This is a genomic window from Cellvibrio sp. GW822-FHT04B05, assembly GCF_058800985.1.
In genome coordinates, this window is the sequence record NZ_JBXAMU010000001.1 from 1,375,743 (window position 1) to 1,395,824 (window position 20,082).

At 50.3% G+C, this 20,082-nt stretch carries 10 protein-coding genes; 4 read left to right on the forward strand and 6 right to left on the reverse strand.

Features of this window, described 5'->3' with window-relative positions; translation table 11 throughout:
- Positions 1-19 precede the first annotated feature (19 nt).
- The 6 genes from AC1RJL_RS05540 to AC1RJL_RS05565 all read right to left on the reverse strand — a co-directional run bounded on the left by AC1RJL_RS05540 (position 20) and on the right by AC1RJL_RS05565 (position 4,414).
- Positions 20-1,093, reverse strand: coding sequence for an EscU/YscU/HrcU family type III secretion system export apparatus switch protein (locus AC1RJL_RS05540; protein WP_492911746.1), 1,074 nt, complete (start codon positions 1,091-1,093; stop codon positions 20-22).
- A 2-nt stretch (positions 1,094-1,095) separates the two neighbouring features.
- Positions 1,096-1,812 (reverse strand): flagellar biosynthetic protein FliR, encoded by a 717-nt coding sequence (locus AC1RJL_RS05545; RefSeq protein WP_492911747.1) that lies wholly within the window; start codon positions 1,810-1,812, stop codon positions 1,096-1,098.
- A gap of 14 nt (positions 1,813-1,826) precedes the next feature.
- A complete protein-coding gene (gene fliQ / locus AC1RJL_RS05550) occupies positions 1,827-2,090 on the reverse strand; it encodes a flagellar biosynthesis protein FliQ (RefSeq protein ID WP_492911748.1) in 264 nt (87 codons plus the stop codon).
- Between the two features lie 201 nt (positions 2,091-2,291).
- Positions 2,292-2,672: a hypothetical protein gene (locus tag AC1RJL_RS05555; RefSeq protein WP_492911749.1), complete on the reverse strand. Its 381-nt coding sequence runs from the start codon at positions 2,670-2,672 to the stop codon at positions 2,292-2,294.
- Positions 2,672-3,226 carry a hypothetical protein gene (locus tag AC1RJL_RS05560; RefSeq protein WP_492911750.1) on the reverse strand — a complete coding sequence of 185 codons (555 nt, stop codon included), beginning with the start codon at positions 3,224-3,226 and terminating at the stop codon, positions 2,672-2,674. The genes AC1RJL_RS05555 and AC1RJL_RS05560 overlap by 1 nt, the downstream gene beginning before the upstream one ends.
- A gap of 36 nt (positions 3,227-3,262) precedes the next feature.
- Entirely contained in the window at positions 3,263-4,414 is a 1,152-nt protein-coding gene (locus AC1RJL_RS05565; protein ID WP_492911751.1) for a tetratricopeptide repeat protein, read from the reverse strand.
- A 193-nt stretch (positions 4,415-4,607) separates the two neighbouring features.
- On the opposite strand from AC1RJL_RS05565, the gene AC1RJL_RS05570 reads away from it, so the two are divergent.
- The 4 genes from AC1RJL_RS05570 to AC1RJL_RS05585 all read left to right on the forward strand — a co-directional run.
- A complete protein-coding gene (locus tag AC1RJL_RS05570; protein ID WP_492911752.1) occupies positions 4,608-5,075 on the forward strand; it encodes a hypothetical protein in 468 nt (155 codons plus the stop codon).
- A 196-nt stretch (positions 5,076-5,271) separates the two neighbouring features.
- A complete protein-coding gene (locus AC1RJL_RS05575) occupies positions 5,272-18,201 on the forward strand; it encodes a hypothetical protein (RefSeq protein WP_492911753.1) in 12,930 nt (4,309 codons plus the stop codon).
- Positions 18,201-18,926 carry a hypothetical protein gene (locus AC1RJL_RS05580; RefSeq protein WP_492911754.1) on the forward strand — a complete coding sequence of 242 codons (726 nt, stop codon included), beginning with the start codon at positions 18,201-18,203 and terminating at the stop codon, positions 18,924-18,926. The genes AC1RJL_RS05575 and AC1RJL_RS05580 overlap by 1 nt, the downstream gene beginning before the upstream one ends.
- 65 nt (positions 18,927-18,991) lie before the next feature.
- Positions 18,992-20,082 (forward strand): LysM peptidoglycan-binding domain-containing protein (locus AC1RJL_RS05585; RefSeq protein WP_492911755.1); only part of this gene is annotated, 1,091 nt, incomplete at its 3' end.

Below are 20,082 nucleotides of genomic sequence, written 5' to 3' on the forward strand. Positions count from 1 at the left end.
AGGTTAAGCCACAAACTTCTCATTTGTTAAACACCCGATTTCGGGGCATGGATACCACCCATCTGTACACACCTGCCACGCTAAGCTGCAATTCGCTCGGAACAGGATTTTTAACTTCCACTTGTTTTAAAAGTGCGCGCGCAAGAGCAGGCTTGCGAATAATCGGAACAGCGTATTTTCTCGCCTGGTATCTTATGCTTTTTGCAAGAAACCCCTGACCCTTGGCAATCACTATTGGAACGGCCATGATTTCTGGTCTGTACTTCAAGGCAACCGCGACATGAGTTGGGTTGGTAATTACTACATCAGCCTCTTTAACATTGCGAATATTGGCTGCGTTTTTTAGTAATTCACTAAGTACGCGTTTGCGCTTTGCCTTGATTTGCGGGTCACCATCATGGCGTTTCATCTCATCCTTGATATCGCGCATGCTCATGCGCATCTGTCGGGAAAAATGTTTTTTGGTATACCAGATGTCAAGAATCGCAAATACTAGAAAAACACCTAATGCGGCATAAATTATTAGCAAGATGGTATCTCGCAGATTGATCAGCAGATAATCCATGCTCGCGTGATTCGGCGAAAACAATTCTGCCTTTTTGTGGTCGATTACCAAATAAAAAACCCAGCAGAACACCACGACTTTAAGTACCAGGCGCAACAGGTCAAAAAGCGACTTGAGTGAAAATATTTTTTTGAATCCCTGCGCAGGATTTAGTCGTGAGAAATCGGGTTTTAGTGGAAAACCTGAGAACATAGGTCCTACGTGGGCAATAGTTGCAACAATCGCGGCAATTATCCCTGCAATAACAATCGAAAGGATTATATGAACAAGGCCACTGCTATAGGCAACGAGGTTTTGCCATAGGTGGGATGACTCACGCGCGGACTCATAAGCGCTCTGCAGCCACCAAGCCGTTTTCGATCCAATGAAGCCTGTGCTTTCCTCAAGAGAAGAAATCAGGACTGCCAGCATTGCTAATAAACTGAAGAAAGATACCAGCTCCATACTTTTTGCAACCTGTCCTTTTTTGCGCGCCTCCATTAATTTAAATGGAGTGGCGTCATGACTTTTATCCATTTCATCAGCCATGTTTACACCCTGAACATTCCATTCCATGAAAGTATTGAATGGGATAACAAACGCAATAAAGGTTCCAGCGCCTGAGTGAACAACCATGCAAGAATAAAAATACCTACGGCAACTTTTATTGGCATGGCTATAAAATAAATGGGGGCTTGGGGCAGGGAGCGTGATATGAAAGAAAGCATCAAATCCATTAGCCACAAAGAGAATACTACAGGGCTAACAATGATGAATGCGAGCACATAAGATGCCCCGAGGATTTTTAGCCAGTCTGCACTCCAGCCAGGCATACTGCCAAGCGGTATTACCATCAATAATTTTGCAAAGCCCAACAATAAATCATGATGCACATTGAATTGCAGGAAGGTTACCAATAATCCAAATGTCAGTAATTCTGCGGTTGGACTTGTTACTTGATGTGTTGCCGGATCGAACAAGGTTGCGGCGGCAAAACCAATTTGGGTATCAATTAATTGTCCCATGGTGTGCAAAGCGGCATTAGCTGCATGGAGTCCAAATGCCAGAGATGCGCCAATAATAAATTCTGATAGCATCATTAATCCAAAATACGATGGAATAGTTTCCAGCTTGATGCTACTGCTCAGCACAATCGCCAATGAAATTGACAAAATAATCCTTATCAACAATGGAGCGCGCTTGAATGGGGCCACAGGTGCGACTACAAAGATAGGTAGCAACCTCACTGCAATCAATGCAATTGGCATTATGGCTTCCGGTATCATGGTAGGGCCGCGAATCGAAAGAGTTGCCTGGTAAATTCCACTAGGCTATTCAACATCCACCCGCCAGTAAAAAGAATGACAAAAACAGCAGCAATCATTTTAGGCACAAAGGTGAGCGTTGTTTCCTGAATTTGTGTTACCACTTGGATAACACTAACGAACAGGCCAACAGCCAGGCTGGTAAAAAGCACAGGGGCAGCAATCTTCGCCGCCGTCTTCAGCATTTCGCTAATAAGGAATAGAACAATTTCCTGATCCATTTTTTTCCGTAAAAAATTATCCAGTTTTATCCAGCATCAATTGGGCGAACTTATAGGAATGTATAAGCAGTTTTTATTAAAGTCGGTAAGTTTTAAAGGTCATTCATGCCAAATCTTAAAATTGGCTGATTATAAAGTGTGCACAGATTATCAGGCTGTGACGCAAAAAACAACATGATGGGGCAAGTTTTTGTTGCAATTTTAATCGCTGTCGAGCGTTAGATTTTTAATTAAATTATTCATATGTTCAGATAATTTTGGTGAGTCCTTAATGGCATTGGTAATTGATTGAGTTATATGATTTAAGTCCGGGTGATTCAAAAATTGATCACCAAACTCCCAGGCCATAATCTCTTGGATCGTTACAAAGGGGGCTTCTTCAATAAAATTTACTGACCTCTGTTTTAAGGTATTTAACTTGTTTGCCACGTGTGTTTTCAATACCTCAGGATCACGCACGCTGACTGCATTGTTTTTGTCAATTGTTTGTTGTGCTGTGGTTCGTTCTTCGTGGATGCTATTTTTCTTTGAGCTCAGGTTTTTTAAGATGCGTGTAAGTCGAACAGACTCTATGCGTATCATTAGTCATCGCCTATTGTGCTGGTTGAATATGCGCCCAGGTAAAAGTTGTCGCTTGGTTCTGATTGTTCATTTGTGGATTTGCTTGGTAGATTGGAAATATTTTTAATTATATTACCAATGAAGTGATTGATTTCTGGGGTTGCCGTATTTTCCAGGACTCCATCCTGTAAAAAAGCAATCGCTTGTTCCGTTTCATTTTTGCATAACAATGAAAGTCCTGTGGCAAACAAGTGGAGGCTTTTATCTTTTGTGGTATTCCCGAGGTTGTTCCATAGGGCTTGTGCTTTTTGTTCGTCTCCACTTTGGAAATACAGCATGGCAAGTTGCAAGCTGGCAAGCTCCAGGTCGGGATTAATTGATAGGGTCTTTTCCATTCCTTCAATAGCGCGCTCAAACAAGCCCAATTCGGCATGCTCGGCAGCTAACAGGAAAATTGCGGCGGCATTGTCTGGGTCCAATGCGAGGCAGTGATGTAGTTGTTCCAGTGCCGCCTGGTGGGAGCCCGCCTGGCTTGATTTAATGGCTAAATGTAAATATTCCTGTGCATCTAACATAAATTTCTCCTTGCCCCACAATGAATTGCTGATCTATTAATTTTGTGGTTGATTTGAGGAAAGCTCTTTTAGTCTTGATTCAATCAAGGCAAGGGGTGTTGTGCCCAGGCTTGAATGATGCGTTGCTTTGACTTTTTCAAACAAGGCAAGCGCATCCTGATGGCAAGATGACTGGTTCAATAAAACCATTTTCGCATACATGTAACCAAAACCGTCCGGGCCGAGTTTTTCTGCTAATTTGATATGCTTTTCAGCTTTGATTTTATCGCCCATCAATGCATGGGCCGATGCAAGGCAGCCGTGTGTTTCACCGAATCCTCGATCCAGAATATAGGAGTTTTCGAATGCACCGAGCGCTGCTTGAAAATCATTCTTCATCAACCAGGTCCATCCCAGTAAGTGCCAGGTGCCTATATGATCTGGCATGCATTCAACAGCGCGCTGCAGGTTTTCCAATGCCAGGTCAAATTGGAAATTATAAAAATCAATTTGCGCCAGCCCGCTTAGTGCACGGCCTGAGCGTGGATTTATATCTGCTGCTTTCTGAAAATCAGCATAGGCATGATTAAAATCATTGGTGACAGTTGCCACACTGGCGCGGGCAAGTAATCCGTCAAAACAGGCTGTGTCATGACTCAGGGATTTGTTGGCGTAGTGAATCGCTTCGCTTTGCTGGTCATCGTCATACAGGATGAGGGCAAGCAGTCCTTCCGCTTCCTGGTCGCTCTCGACAGTTGCAAGAAGCCGCTTAAGAATATCTGCCGCGTCTTGCAAGGCACCCATATTGTACTTACAGCGCGCGGCTAGAATTGCGCTTTCCTTGTGCGGGGTATTGGTTGCTTCAAGCGATGTAAGCGCAGCATCGAAATCGCGCAACTGATACTGGCTATAGGCTAAATTGTAAATTACGGCCTCTGCGCCAATCCCCTGCGCAACAGCCTGCTGTAAATGCTTCCGTGCTTGTTCATGCTTCCCCTGCTGCAAATACAACAGTCCTGCATGGGCATTAATCTCGGCCGCATCAGGATGATAGTGGAGTGCCTGGGTTATAAGTTGTTCCGCCTTGGGATGTTTAAGCTCCAAGGCAACATTTATGGCGTCAACCAGAAGGTTAAGGTTGTCGGGTGTGTGTTCAAGATATTTGAGAAAGCGATCTAATCTTTCCGTTGATGTGTGCTGATATTCCATAACTATCACTTGGATTTAATTTAATGGTCTAGCGGTGTGAGTAACATGGCGTTCAATCATGGGTACTTTAAAAAGGCTAAGCAAAGTCATTCTTTATTCGAAAGCTTGCTCGACATGTGAACAATAGGCAAACTTTACCGACTGCTTGGCGCGCTAGCAAGCATTATGTTCTCAACTGTTTTTAGGATATTGCTTGGTTATCAAAGACTTTAATCGTCAAAATATCTTGTCGCCTCATGCAGTGGCGGCATTAGTCAATGTGCTACCCAAGGCGCATTTACAAGGGTTGCAGACTATCCTCTACAAGCCAATACATGAGCTCAGACAGTTGCATATCCCCATTGATCAGGGTTGCAAGGGCGCTTTCTACCCTGAATTCCAGTCCATTATTATTTTTAACCTTGTCGATAAATCATTAGCTCCGCACATTATTTACCATGAAATAGGGCATTACGTTTTTCATCGTGTGATCAGTAGCTACATCAGAAAAGAATGGACTACACGCATCTATCCATCCTCCCCCCCAACTACTGTTTACGGTGGCCGTAATGCTGTTGAGGATTTCGCGGAGACCTATGCATTCTATGTGCACAGCCCGGCCTTGATGGCGAAAAATCCTGCCAAGCAAGCATTTATGCGCAGTAAAGTTTTTCCGGTTTAATTCTGCATTACCAGGTTATTTCCATTATTCCATGTCGATTTGGTTTTTCTTCCAAAAAAATTTAAATTTAAGCAATATTATTGCTTTGTTTGGTTTTTCGCTTAATTTCCTCGCGCTTTTACTGATTTAACTAATAAGAACCATCTTTTATTTCATCAGTTTTCCGGAACCTCTTTAGTAGCAGGAGCGAATTTACATGGTTGCAATAATTACAGGCACAGGACTCGGCTTACTTGACAGTACTGCCCACCAAGCGAACGGCGCTGGCATTATCGGTGACGGTAAGATCGGGCTTAGCAACGGTTCTTCCCTGGTTAATCTGGCTAACGGCAACCTAATCCTCCAGTTCCTTGATGAAACCTTATCCGGCACCGGTGCTGATATCCACCACTTGCGCACTTATAACTCCCAAGGCAACGTCACCGATGGTGATGGAGACCGCTGGCGCTGGCTGGGCGAGAAGAGGGTTGTGTTGCAAGGCGCGCTGAACACTGCAGGCAGTACTGTGATCCGCACTGGCGGAGATGGTCACGAGTCGGTCTATACCTGGAATGGCTCGGCCTATAAATCCTCCGATGGTGACGGCGCGGATGACACTATCACTTTCACCAACGGCACCTGGCTATGGACCGAGGGTACCACTAAAGCAACTGAAACCTATTCAGCCAGCACCGGCTGGATCAGCACATCGCGCGACACCAGCGGCAATGGTTTGAACTACGTGTTTGATGGTGATCGCCTCAAAAGTATCACCGATGTGATATCGGGCCAGACACTGGACTTGATCTATGACGCCAGCAACCGCCTGGCGCGGGTAGATACCAAGCCGTCATTGAATGGCACGGCAACCCAACAGGTCCACTATTTCTATGATGACAAAGGTCGCCTGGATAGGGTTAGTACGGATCTTAGTCTTGATAACAGTATTGCCGACGGCAATGTCTACACCACAACCTACACCTACCACGGTGATTCCACACGAATCAAGACAGTCAGCAACAACGATGGTACCAGCGTCAGTTTCACCTATATCGATGCCGGCGGTGGGCTTTATAAAGTCCAGACGGTCACCGACCATATGGGTACCACCACGTTCAACTACGGCAGTAATTACACCGAAGTCATCGATAATACAAACCGCGTGACGCGTTACACCTATGATGCCCAACAGCGCCTGACACGGGTGGCCTCAACCGCTGTGGATGGTAAGGTGCAATCGATGGATTACGAATACGACGCGCGCGATAATGTCACTAAGGTGACTGATGGTGAAGGCAATATCATTACCTACGTCTACGATTCCAACAGCAACCAGATTAAGGAGTTCGATTCGCTAGGCAATACCATCGAGCGTACCTATAACAACAATCTGTTGATCACCGAAACCCGTTACGCTACCGCATCGCTGACAACCCCCTCCAATCCCGAGACAACCCGCTTTGTGTATGACAGTGCAGGTCGCTTGCGCTTTACGGTCAGCCCCGAAGGTCGTGTGAGCGAGCATCGTTACGAAGACTCCAGAGGATTACTGACCCACAGCATTCAATATGCAGGTGGTAAATATAATGTTTCCGGACTGTTAATGAACCAGGGCTTGAGTGAAACCCAGCTCACCAGCTGGATCGGCACGCAGGACAAGGTCAAGACCCAATTGGTGAAATATGACTATGACGTGCGCGGCAACCTGTCCCGTAAGACGGAATACCCCAACGTCGATAGCAGTGGTAATGGAATACTGAATGGTTTTGAGCTTTATACCGTCTACACCTACGACGTATATGGCCGCCTTACCCATACCATCGGGCAGAGGATGGAAAGCGGCTATCCGCAAAGCCTCACCATAACCAGCCTGGGTTATGATGGCATGGGCCGTGTGACCAGTTCGAGCAGCAGCAAGGGCAGCGAGATAACCACCTACGGTGTAGGTGTCATAACGGTAAGTAATAGTCTGGCTGGTTTGACCGTCACTACCGCTTATGACGCGCGTGGCCGGGTTACCAATATCAATGCAACTGGTAGCGGCCAAAACCGGATCACTTCCTATACTTACGATGCCGCCGGCCGTCAAGTCATGGTGGAGGATGCCGAGGGCGGACGCAGTTACAGGTTTTATGACGCAGCTGGACGCCTAAGCCATAGCGTCGATGCCGAGGGTGCGGTGACGGAGTTCATCTATGATCGTAATGGCCGGGTCATCGAGGAAAAACGCTACGCTACCAAGGTTAATACCGGTACCTGGTTCAATGGTACCAGTGTCACCCAAACAGCGGTTTCGGCGGTCGCCCATGCCGATGATCGCAGCACCCGTTATGCCTACTATAAAGATGGACGTTTAAAGAGCATCACTGAGGAATTTGGTAACCTGGATCGTGTTACCACGAATACTTACGATGGCGTCGGTCGCTTGGTTAAAACCGATGTTGGCGGCCGTGCGACCCACTATTTCTATGATAAGGATGGCCGTCAGGTCGGCATCCTAAATGCCGAGCGTTACTTGACGGAGTTTGTCTATGACACTGCCGGGCGCATGGTCAGCAAGATTCGCTATGGCAAGCAATTTACCGCCGCCGACTCTTTTGCCACTTTGCAGGGCAGTGCCGTGGCAGCGAACAACAAGCTTGCCAGTTATTATTTTTATGACGCCCAGGGCCGTCAGGTCGCGATGGTAGATGAGCAAGGTTTCTTGACCGAAAAGGTATTCGGGGTCAGCAATCCTGCTCTCGGTCAAGTCCAGAACAATATCCATTATTACACTACTGCCATTAACGTCAGCGCCGAAGAGACCCTCGACCAGGTCAGGAGTAAGGCGGGTGCGACTAAATTATCCGGTTGGGAGCGGTATGACCGTTATGGCCGGCTAGTGAGTGAATTGTCGGCACTTGACCAGGTCACGACCGTCTATTCCTACAGTTCAGCCGGACGCTTGATCTCCAAATCGGTAAGCGATGTACAGGAAGCAGCGTCGCAGGTCTTTTACCGCTATAACGCTTTTGGTCAAGTGACGGGCGAGGTCAGTGGTGAGGGCGTGTCGATCAATCCTGATTACAATATCGCCATTGACCAAGCCGGCAAGCGCTACCAATACGATCGCCTGGGGCGTCGTATCGCGGAGTTTGGACCTGGGGATCAGAATGGGCAAAATGGCCAAAAAACCTTTCTTTACTATGACAAGGATGGCCGTCTTACTTATACCGTCAACGCCCGTGGCGAAGTCAGCTTCACCGAGTACAACGCCTTTGACCAAGCCATCAGCGTACGTGTGCTGACGGCGCGTATCGATATAACCGGTCTTACCGGTGGCACAGTTACCAGCGATTTGGTTGCCCGCGTCAACGCTGCCAGGAATGATGCTAATGACCGGGTAGTTTCCACAACTTACAACCTGCTCGGCCTGGTGGCGACCAGCACTGATGGTGAAGGCAAAGTCTCGCGCAACGTGTATGACAAATATGGTGATCTGGTGGATATCTTCACACCCACCGGCAATGGCATGCAAACCCAGCAACGCCTGCAATATAACGCGCTCGGGCAAGTCATCAAAACCTTCAGCAACATCAACACCTACAACCCGGTTACCACGACCAGTACCGCCGGCCTCAACCTGACCAGCGAAGTGGTTTTCGATGGCTTTGGCCGTGTGATCAAACATTATGATGAACGGTTAAACCTGACTGTCACCGAATACCTGGAGAATGGTCTCACCGTCAAAGTGAAAGACGCGGAAACTAATCCGTCACGAGTGGAAACCACCACTTATGGCGCCTTTGGCCGGCTGGTGACTGTGACCAATGCCTTGGGACAGGTCACCAGTTACCGTTATAACGATACCGAGCGCAGCACCACCGTGACCACCGCGGAAGGTGTGGAGGTGACTATCTGGAAGAGCCGCACCGGCCAAAACCTGAAGGTGCGGGATGGCAATGGCGTTGAAACCATTTATACCTACAATAAAAATGGCCAGCTCAAGACGGTTACCCAGGGTGGCGTCAAAATCCAGGATAACACCTATGACCGCAGCGGGCGTTTGTATGAAACCCGCGATGGCAATAACAACCTGGTGCGCTTTGAATATGACGCGGTCAATCGATTAGTGACCAAGTCTGTAGACCCGAATGGCTCGCTGAATATCCGCACCCGGTACGAATTTGACGGACAGGGTCGGCAAATCAGTGTGATTGATGGATTCGGTTCAGGCAAGGAACAAAAAGTATCCTACACATTCGATCGTAACGGGCGTATCAAGCAGGAGATCCGCGATCCGGATGGCCTGCGGCTCACCACCGCCTACACCTACGATGACGCTGGCAATACCGTGCGGGTTGGGCGTGGGGCCATGAAACTGATTGGTCAGGCCCTTGTTTTCGCTGAGGAACAGGCGACCGAGTACCAATTCGATGCTATCGGGCGCAAGACCAGGGAAATTGTCGCTCCCGGCATCCTCAATATCACCACCGAATACCGCTACGACAAAACCGGTAATCTTACCCGCGTGATCGATGCCAATGGCAACAGCACCTGGTATGTCTACAACAAGTTTAATGAAAAAACGATGCAAATCTCCGCCCTCGGCACGGTTATCCGTTACGAGTACGATGCCAATGGACGTTTGGCGGGTACGCGCGCGCTGAGCAATAGCGTGGCGCCGGCGACTCTTGCCGGGTGGGGGGATGTGGTTACCAGTGTCAGCATCAGCGATAACGCCGCTGACCGCCGCACCTACTATGTACGTGACAAGGATGGCCGCGAGCGTTTCACTGTTGCGGTGGTTGATGCCAACAAATGGGTTGTGACCGAAAACATTTTTGATGGCAACGGCAATGTGGTGGAAACCCGCCGCTATGACAATACACTGTTGGATCAACCGATCAGTACAGCGATCGGTAGCGGCAGTGAAGCCGGTACGGCGATTACCGCCGCTGAAATGATTACCGCCCTGAAGGGTGCGGGTTACCGTGATACCGCCTGGGGCGACACCAGCACCAACCTCGGCAATACCCGTCGCAGCTTCTTCGCGTACGATGCTGCCAACCGGTTACGTTTCAGTATTGATGCTGAAGGTTACCTGACCGAAAACGTCTATGACGTGGCGGGCAATGTGCGTTTCCAAAAGAGTTACGCCAGCAAACCCAACCCGCTCAATGGTAATTATTCGGTGCAAGGCATTACCGTCCAGGTGGTCAACAACGCCGGCGCTGATCGCATCATTGAATATCGTTATGATGCTGCCAACCGCATGGTCGACCAGTTGTCCTCCACGGTGACTGTTACCGCCAGCAACAATGTGCCGTACACCGGCAAAATCAAAACCCATATTAACTACAACGCCCTGGGCCAAGTCACCAGCCGGGTAGAAGGCATTATCGAGCGCGCAAGTGGCAGCGATATCACGGTTGATCAGCGCACCACCGCCTATGAATATGACAAGGCGGGCCGCCAGACCAAGACTATCCTTGCCGGTTGGTATGACAGCACCGATGGGCGTGTCTACCAAAACAGTGAGGGGCGGCCTGATCGCTTCCAGCGCATTACCGAAGTGCTCTACGACAATCTGGGTAATGCGGTGCGCAACAAGATCACCACCGGCGCAAGTACTTTCGCCTACCAATACAAGGCTTATGACGCGGCCGGCCGCGAGTTGTTTGATGTCGATGCACTGGGTTATGTCACCGGCACCACCTACGACAACCAGGGCAATATTAAAACCCAAACCCGCTTCAGCGATGCCGTCAAACTGGCTCCCAAAACAGCCAATGGGTATTGGAGCGCGACTGAAATCACCCTCGCCAGCAGCGGTGATACCGCCAGACGTACCATTACTCACAACTATGATGCGATTGGCAGGAAGCTCAACACCCTGATGCCGGCCACGGTCAACAATTATGCATCCGGTAATGCCAGCACCCTGCAAAATCCTGCGGATGCAGGCAACCTCTATTACAGCGGCCAGGGTGAAACCAGCTATGAATACAACGTCTTTAATGAAGTTGTAGTACAAAAAGACCGTCTGGACGCGAGCCGCACAACACAAACCAATATCTATTACGACCGCCTGGGACGCCAGACACTGGTGGCCCAGGTAGAGAGCTACGATGCACAGACTGGCTATGTCCTCTACGGCACAACGACCGAATACGATGCCCTGGGCAATATCCAGCGCATCCGCGAACATGCTAACAAGCTGACCTCGGCAACCTTGAGCACCACTACCAAACCCGCCTTTGTGAACTCCAACACAGACCGGGTACAGGTGTTTAGTTACGACGCTTTGGGACGTACGCTCACAGTCACCCGTGACAACCTCAAGTACGTGGAGTTGGTTAACGGCAATTGGTCGCTGGAAAAAACCGGCTCGGCGGTGATGTCGCGCTCGGTATACAACGCGTTCGGTGAGGTGGTTAAGCAATTTGATGCGCTCGGTGAAGCGGCGCGGGTTGCTGCCTCCGAGTCAATTGATGCTGCCACCAGTATCAACGCCACCCGCACGGATTATGACGCGTTGGGCCGGGTTACCAAGGTAACTACCCCAACACAACAGGTGGCAGGTACGGGGCTTGATCCATTACGCAACCCGGCCACCACGCTGCAGGCCACAATCCAATTTACCTATGACATTTTTGGCAATGCGCGCACCACGACCCAGGGCAATGTTGATGCACGTGGCGGTACTATCACCACACAAGCTGCCTACGACCATGTGGGCAACCAGATTCAGTCTGTCGATGGAGAAAGCAATTCGATCAAATATAAGGTAGATGTCAATGGCCGGGTCATTACCCAAACCCAGGATGTCACTGTCTCCACCGGTCCGCTGGCCTACAGCCACACCATAAAACGCAGCTTTGAATATGACGCGGTCGGTCGCCAGACGGTCACCCTTGATCACAATGGTACGAACAAGACGGGTTTGCGTCAGGTTTACAATGCCTTTGGTGAGGTTTTGCGTGAGGAGCGTGTCTGGGGCACCGGCACCGGTTCCCTGGAATCCGCCATCGTTAACCGCTATGAGTACGATGCCGCCGGCCGCATCAAACTCAAGCAAAGTAATGATGGTTACACTTATTATTATTACGACCTGAAGGGGAACCTTACCCGGCAAGTGCAGGCGGGCATCGACAACAACACCTCCAATGCGCGCATCACCGAAAATTATTACGACCTGTTAGGCCGCATACAAGTGCAGCGCCTGCCGTATTCCACCGGTACCGAAACCGGTGCCCGTGTCGATCCGATGATCCGCCAGGACTATGATCGCTGGAACAATGTCATTTCGCGCACTGATGCGGCCAACCAAACCAGCACCATGGCTTACAACCATGACAACCAGCTGGTGCGTGAAACCGGCCCGTCGGTAATGATCTATACCGAAGAAAACAAAGGTTTCCGTGCCGCCGTTAATCGCACCCTGAGTTATGACCTGCTCGGCCGTGCGGCGGTGGAGACCCAAACCGCTTCAGGCACGGTCGATGGTGTGGCACAAGTTGCACTCAAGAAGAAATACCAATACTTCGACCGCGTTGGCAATATCACCAGGACGGTGGATGCCACCGGGGTTACGGTGGACTATGCCTATGATATCCACGGCAACAAGGTGGGCATGCGCAATGGCGTGGGCACGGTTACAGTGTATGACTACGACAAAAAAGGCCAACTGCTTGAGCAATCCCTGCTGCGCCAGACCGACCAGGTGGTTACGCACCAGACACCAACGCCCTATGGCGTGAACATTACCACTACCAGTACTGAGCGCGCTTATAACGGCCATAACCTGGCCGAGGCTGCAGGCAAGAAGGTCAGCCTGAACCGCTTCGTCTATGATCAGGCGGGTAACAAATACGCCGAATTCAATGTTGCTAACCAAGGTGAGTATTATCGTTTCAATGCCTTTGGGCAGATTGACCGCAAGCAGGACATTGGTGGCCGCCAGACCCAGTATACCTATGATGCCCTGGGGCACAGGACCGGTGAGCAAACGCTACAGTCGGTAATGGGATCGGAAACCTATCTTTACGGTTACACCACCACACCCACGGCCCAGGAAGGAAGTACTCCCAATATGGGCACCCGCCAGGTGCAGGTCAGGGACGGTGTGCGATTTGTGACCGAATTGCCCTATGGCACGACCGAGTACACACCGGTTACCGAGAATCGCACGCGGGAAATTATCAGCGGATACCAAACCACTACGACCGCCCAGCGGGGCAGCACCGAGATTTGGGCGGACAGGCAGGTAGAGTATGTGTATGGATACACTACCACCAGCACTGCCCAGCGGGGCAGTACCGAAATTTGGGACACTCGCCAAGTGCAATACCAATCCGGCTGGAAAACCGTGTCAGCGGTGCCTTATGGTGTGAGCAATTACCAGACGCTTTATGGCACTCGCCAGGTTGAATACCTCGACGGATACACTACCACCACTACAGCACAACGCGGCAGCACCGAGATTTGGGGCACCCGCCAAGTGGAATACGTCTACGGTTACACCACTACTGCTACGGCACAGCGTGGCAGCGAGGCCATTTACGCGGAGCGCCAGGAAACCTATCAATCCGGCACTCAGACCGTATCGTCGTTGCCCGCTGGCACAACCAATTACACCACTTTGTACGGCACCCGCCAGGTTGAATACATCGATGGTTACACCACCACCAGCACAGCGCAGCGCGGCAGCACCGAGATTTGGGGCACCCGCCAGGTCGAATACATCTACGGCTACACGACTACCAGCACCGAGCAGCGCGGCAGTACCGCCATCTGGAGCCAGCGCCAGGAACAATACATCTCGCACTACAACACCGGGCCCTACGGTGTGCAGACACCGGTCTACGCTACGCGAACGGTGGATTATATTTCTGGCTATAACACCCCGATCTATGCGACGCGGTCGGAGAACTATTTCACCGGCACCTACAAAACGCCTATCTATCGGACACGCGATGAGCAATACATCAGCGGTTATCAAATCCCGGTCTACAGCACCCGCACCGTTACCTATATCAAGGAGTACAAAACCCCGATCTACGCAATGCGCTCGGAGAACTATTTCACGGGTACCTACAACACGCCGATTTACAAAATGCGCGATGAGCAGTATGTGACCGGCTACAACATCCCGGAATACAGTACGCGTACAGAAAGTTATTTTACCGGCACCTACAAGACGCCGATCTACGCGATGCGTACGGAAAACTATTTCACCGGCACCTACAAAACCCCCATTTACGGCACCGTGACCGAGGCCCATTTAATTGGTTACAACATCCCCAATTACAAAACCGTCAATGAAGAATACATCATCAACTACAAGACACCGGTTTACGCCCAGCGCACGGTGTACCTGGATACCTGGGTGGGCACCACCCAAACCTACAGTAACGCCGACTACACCGTGGACCGTGTAACGAAACTCACGGTACAAACGGTGGATGACAACAAGGTGTTGGCATCGCGTGTCTACAACAACACCTTTACCGATTTCGGCGAGTTGCGGCGCGAGCAAAGTGCGGCGAATGCGGCCTCGTTTGTGGAATACGATTACCACGAAAACGGGCTGTTGAAGCGCAAGTACGACCAGGAAAATACCGGCCCCAGCAAACAGCGCGTCGTGGAGTCGAACTACAAGTACGATATCCGTGGTCTGCGCACGGTGGAAAGCCATGGCAATACGGACAACACCATCCGTACCAGCTATGGTGTGACTACAACGCATGGCACCGACAGTACTATCAATACCTACTACAGCTACGATGAAGCGGGTCGCCTGACCAATGTCCGCTCACCGGCCAGTACCTTCAATACCGGTTTGGGCAACAAGCAGACGGCGGCCTTGAGTGAGTTGAGCTACCGCTATGACGCCTGGGGTAACCGTCGCGCCATTACCACCCAGATCGGCACCGGCACGGCCAGCACCCAGTTGTTCGCATACGACGCTGAAGGGCGCGTCCTGGTGGACAGCGGCAAACTCGACCCTGCCACCAAAACCCTGGTTGTTGATGCGCGCGGCGGTATCGCTTACGAGTACGACGCAGCAGGGCGGCTGAAAACCAGCCAGGTGTACGGCATGACCAACAGCACCAGCACCCTGTTCAACCAGACCCTGACCAGTTACAACGACATGGGTCTGGTGGAGAGCGTATCGAAAGCGACCGTCACCCGTGCGGGTACGTCCGCCAACCACAAGGCAGCGGGTACGGTGGGTGCCTACACCGAAGCCAAACGCAATATCTATGACCAGCGCGGTTTCCTGACCACTACGGTGGAAAACAGCCGCAAAACCGTCAGCAGCTATCGCGACGACGGGCAACTGATCACCCAGAATACGTTTGATCACCTGGGTCGCAAGTCGGGTGAGACGACGTACCAGTACACTGCCCATGGTGAACTCAGCAGTTATGAGTACAAGCATTACGATGCCAACACCTACAAATTCACCAACAACTATTACTACGAATACACCAACACCTTCAGCGGCAGCCAGGTGGGATCGATCATGGTCAAGACCACCCAGGCTCGGACGGCACCCGGTACCACCATCAATACCTATGATCACCGTGGCCGGCTGACCCATAGCCAGATCGAGGAGAGCAATCCGGCGGGTGACAAGACGGGTATCTCCCACAAGTACTTCGCCTACAACGCGGAAAACCAGATCATCAGCAGTGCCGAGAAAGCCTTCGGGACGACGGCGGTCAAGACGCAGAACTACTACTACCTCAACGGCAGCAGCATCGCGGACATCGGTGACAAGGGTACCAACACCCGGCCGATCAACACCCAGTATGCGGCGGGCAGTGTACCGGGTACCTACACCGTCACCGGTGGCGAGAGTTTAAGTGCGATCGCGCAACTGCTGTTCGGTGATGGGTCCCTGTGGTACGTGATTGCCGAAGCCAACGCCCTGAGCATGGGCCCGACGGATGGCTTCAGTGCCAATGACGCTGGCCGTAATTTACGGATTCCGAATACCCAGCACACCCTGAAAAACAATTCCACCACCTTCAAGCCGTACAACGCGGGCGAAGTGATCGGTGACCTGACGCCGAGCCCGGAAATCCTGCCACCGCCGAAGTCGAATAAAGGGTGTGGCAAGTTGGGCATGATCATCATGATTGTGGTGGCGGTGGTGGTTACTATCGTCACTGCAGGTGCGGCAGCGGCGGCGATGGGAGCAGCTGCTACCGCTACCGGTGCAACAACTGCCGCAGCCGTCGGGGGTGCTGCTCTTGCAGGGGGAAGTGGGCTTGCGTTGACTGCCGGTACCATGGCAGCGGCCATGGGCACTGTCGGAACAGCGATGGCTGCTGCGGCAGTGGGCGGATTTGTAGGCAGCCTTGCCAGTCAGGCGGCAGGGATGATGATGGGAATGAATGATGGCATCAGTCTGCGCTCGGCCTTTTCCTCTGGACTTACCGCCGGTTTTGGTGCGGGTGCAGCAGGTTATTTGTCCGGTACAGGTGCATTCGGTGCTAATGCAGTAGACAAGGCAGGTAATGCGGTCAGGATTGGAGGTGGTTATGCGAATGCGGGCAATGCGGTCCGTCAACTCAGCGGCGCAGGTGTCTTTGCCCAAGGTGTGACCACTTATGGTGGTGGCTACACTGCCAACAAAGTCGCCGGCCTGGAAACCCATTTCAATTGGACCGACCTTGCTGTTACCTCGATATCGACTGGTCTCACCGGTAAAACCGGTAACAATGTAACGGATAGTGTGGGTGGACTGACCAACGGTTTCATGGGTAACTTCGCGGGGAATATGTGGGGTTCAGCCGTATCCTCATCATTGAGTCGCGTAGCAGGTCGAGGTGGTAAACAGGATTGGGGCAATATAGCAGCAGATGCTTTTGGCAACTCCTCGGCGAGTTGGCTGGTGGATCAGTTTAATAAACCGAAAGCAGCAGTTCCGGTTGTTGACCAGCGTGATACCGCGGCCAAAAAAGATGCACCTATCGCCACTACCACAGCACCGGAAGCCGGAGCAGTCAGTCATGCGGATGGCCAGTTGACGCCGGTGCAGCAAAGTGAATTGAAAGTAGAGCGCGCGAAGGGAAGTAGCAGTGCGCCGGGTGGTATTGAGTTCAATTACGACTTCGATCTTAGTCGCTATGATTTCAACCCAAGCCTGACGGTACAGATGAATGAGATCGATAGCATTCTGGCTTCATTGGAAAACCGTTTCTACATACACAACATGTTTGGCGGGTCTGCGGGGAACGGTGAAACGTCATACTATGAAAAAGCCAGCAGTTGGCTTTCCGGTGCAAGGGCCTCAGACCAAGCCTCCTACAATTACACAATCGACAATGCGCAAAGTGGTATTGGAGCAGTATTGGGTGCTTGGGGACGCGCATTAAATAATGCTGCGTATGATCTTGCAGATGGTGTTGTGGGTATTTATGGGTTAGCCAGTGACAGCAATGTACGCAGTGCAGCGATAAGTGGTATCAGTAATCTGGCGAGTTATGTATGGGATAACCCAACTGGTGCGATTGGTTCGGCTTACACAGGAACAGTGAATTATTTCAGTCAAAACGGTTTGCAGGAAATTGGTGAAGATAGTTTAAGGTTTGTATCGGGCGGTTTTGCGACCCTCGGCACTGGAAAAGCATTTGCATCTGTAGGTAGTTTTTCGCTAAATAGTTTGAAAAATTCCCAGTTTGTATGGCGCCCAATGAGTGGAACCTTGAACAGTAGTTTCATGGTTCCGGTGCTGAATGGTTATGAACGGATTACCACTGTCACATCAGAAATGAGTGCTCGATTCCAAGGCATGGGCTATCTTGATCCTCTGACCAATACCTTTAAGGCTGCGCCTTTAGGTAAAACTATAGCTGTAGATCATATTTTCCCAACGGCTGAGATTGCTAAATTACCGGGTTTCAATACGCTAACCAAACAGCAAATGACTTATATTATCCAGGACATTGGTGGAGAATTTGGTAATCTGCAGGCCCTACCAGCAACATTTAATGCTTCTAAAGGGAAGTCTATAAATTGGGATATATATAAAGGACAGCAATTGAATACGGATTATGCAAAAAATCTAGAGTTTCTACAGAATAATATTTCTGAACAAATTCAAAGCAAAATCAAGATTTATCAAAAACTTAATCAATCAGGTGGTTTTTAATGCTAGATAGAAAAGATTATGACTTGATTTGCACTTCATCTTCCGAACTAGTGGAGCCTTCATCTCTCAAGCTTTGGCCCGAAATCGGACACAGCTTGGGGAAAAATGTAAGTGAAGTTTTTCCGGCATTTACGGACGCATTTCCGTTTACAGTAAAAGCTATGGAAACGCATTGGCCAAAGCCAATTGCTGCTTTTCGTAACTACATGAATAACTGGCAAGCCTTTTTAGTATTAGAGAGAGAAGATTTAAATTTATTTTTTAGTCTCACATTTGTGTTTCAAGATACGGAGGGATCAACATTTGACGAAGAAAGAAAAATGTTGCCTACAAAATGGAAAGAGCTTTACCGTTTTTTTTGGTCGTTTGTAATAACGGATAGACCTACCAAACCCATAGGTTGGATAAACACACCGTTTAATTATCCTTCCCGTTTATCGATGGATGAATACTGTCAAAAAATTTCTAATGCTAAAAAATCAGACTTTAAAAAATTTGAAAAGGAAATTGGTAGCGAGCGTTTAACGTGTTGGCTCTACACCGAAGCAGGTGATGCATTGTTCCTGGATGAAAAGCGTAATGACCATAAGGTTTACCACGTCAGAAATAATGCTTTTGGCGATTTCTATGTGTTAAAAAATCCGGAAGATACTTTGGATCGTTATCTTGCACATTATGTCTCAGGTGGCTCGCCAGTGGATTTTGATTTCAGGAATGAGCAATAAGTTTTTGCATTTGTTATTCAAAGCCAGCCTAGCGCTGGCTTTGTTCTTTAAGAAGTAAAAATTTCATGCACGCTTTTCCAATCAGCGACTTCAACCAGACCCTGACCAGTTACAACGACATGGGTCTGGTGGAGAGCGTATCGAAAGCGACCGTCACCCGTGCGGGTACGTCCGCCAACCACAAGGCAGCGGGTACGGTGGGTGCCTACACCGAAGCCAAGCGCAATATCTATGACCAGCGCGGTTTCCTGACCACTACGGTGGAAAACAGCCGCAAAACCGTCAGCAGCTATCGCGACGACGGGCAACTGATCACCCAGAATACGTTTGATCACCTGGGTCGCAAGTCGGGTGAGACGACGTACAAGTACACTGCCCATGGTGAACTCAGCAGTTATGAGTACAAGCATTACGATGCCAACACCTACAAATTCACCAACAACTATTACTACGAATACACCAACACCTTCAGCGGCAGCCAGGTGGGATCGATCACGGTCAAGACCACCCAGGCTCGGACAGCACCCGGTACCACCATCAATACCTATGATCACCGTGGCCGGCTGACCCATAGCCAGATCGAGGAGAGCAATCCGGCGGGTGACAAGACGGGTATCTCCCACAAGTACTTCGCCTACAACGCGGAAAACCAGATCATCAGCAGTGCCGAGAAAGCCTTCGGGACGACGGCGGTCAAGACGCAGAACTACTACTACCTCAACGGCAGCAGCATCGCGGACATCGGTGACAAGGGCACCAACACCCGGCCGATCAACACCCAGTATGCGGCGGGCAGTGTACCGGGTACCTACACCGTCACCGGTGGCGAGAGTTTAAGTGCGATCGCGCAACTGCTATTTGGTGATGGGTCCCTGTGGTACGTGATTGCCGAAGCCAACGCCCTGAGCATGGGCCCGACGGATGGCTTCAGTACCAATGACGCGGGCCGTAATTTACGGATTCCGAATACCCAGCACACCCTGAAAAACAATTCCACCACCTTCAAGCCGTACAACGCGGGCGAAGTGATCGGTGACCTGACGCCGAGCCCGGAAATCCTGCCACCGCCGAAATCGAATAAAGGGTGTGGCAAGTTGGGCATGATCATCATGATTGTGGTGGCGGTGGTGGTTACTATCGTCACTGCAGGTGCGGC

What these genes read in the sequence shown, in the direction of transcription:
- AC1RJL_RS05560 (WP_492911750.1), bottom strand. Translation starts at nt 3,226, where the DNA reads ATGTTAGATGCACAGGAATATTTACATTTAGCCATTAAATCAAGCCAG.
- AC1RJL_RS05565 (WP_492911751.1), bottom strand. Translation starts at nt 4,414, where the DNA reads ATGGAATATCAGCACACATCAACGGAAAGATTAGATCGCTTTCTCAAA.
- AC1RJL_RS05580 (WP_492911754.1), top strand. Translation starts at nt 18,201, where the DNA reads ATGCTAGATAGAAAAGATTATGACTTGATTTGCACTTCATCTTCCGAA.
- AC1RJL_RS05575 (WP_492911753.1), top strand. Translation starts at nt 5,272, where the DNA reads ATGGTTGCAATAATTACAGGCACAGGACTCGGCTTACTTGACAGTACT.
- AC1RJL_RS05545 (WP_492911747.1), bottom strand. Translation starts at nt 1,812, where the DNA reads ATGCCAATTGCATTGATTGCAGTGAGGTTGCTACCTATCTTTGTAGTC.
- AC1RJL_RS05540 (WP_492911746.1), bottom strand. Translation starts at nt 1,093, where the DNA reads ATGGCTGATGAAATGGATAAAAGTCATGACGCCACTCCATTTAAATTA.
- AC1RJL_RS05555 (WP_492911749.1), bottom strand. Translation starts at nt 2,672, where the DNA reads ATGATACGCATAGAGTCTGTTCGACTTACACGCATCTTAAAAAACCTG.
- fliQ (WP_492911748.1), bottom strand. Translation starts at nt 2,090, where the DNA reads ATGGATCAGGAAATTGTTCTATTCCTTATTAGCGAAATGCTGAAGACG.